Raw genomic sequence first — 450 nt, 5'->3', positions numbered from 1 at the left:
CTCAGCGGCATTCGTTCAGAAGAAGTCGATGGTAAGGGTTTTAACCAGCTACGTTTTGATGACACCACAGGGCAAATCAGTACCCAGCTGCAAAGCAGCCATGCCGCAAGTCAACTCAACTTAGGTAACTTAAGCCATCCAAAAGACAAACCAGAAAGCGAAGGCCGAGGTGAAGGTTTCGAGATACGAACAGACCAATGGGGGGCAGTTAGAGCAGGCAGCGGCTTACTCATTAGTACACATAAGCAGGATCAAGCTCAAGGTGTACACCTTGATGCAAATGAGGCCAAGCAACAAATCGAAGGCGGCCTCAACAATGCCAAGGCACTCAGTGAAGTTGCTAAAAATCAGCAAACTGACCCGTTAGAAAATTTAGAAAACCTAAAATCTTTTATTGAAAAACTTGAGCAGCAAGACAACGCAAAAGCTAAAACCTTTAAAGAGGCAATT

General features: G+C 44.9%; 1 protein-coding gene. It reads left to right on the top strand.

All coding sequences use genetic code 11. The features are described from left to right. Positions 1 to 450: type VI secretion system Vgr family protein (locus tag J536_RS24755; RefSeq protein ID WP_171071521.1), on the top strand; the 450-nt coding region annotated here is incomplete at both ends.

The organism is Acinetobacter sp. 809848, from assembly GCF_000581275.1.
In the GTDB taxonomy this organism is placed as follows: domain Bacteria; phylum Pseudomonadota; class Gammaproteobacteria; order Pseudomonadales; family Moraxellaceae; genus Acinetobacter; species Acinetobacter pittii.
Note: the sequence above shows the minus strand (reverse complement) of the source record. Positions and strands in the feature narration are given on the sequence as shown.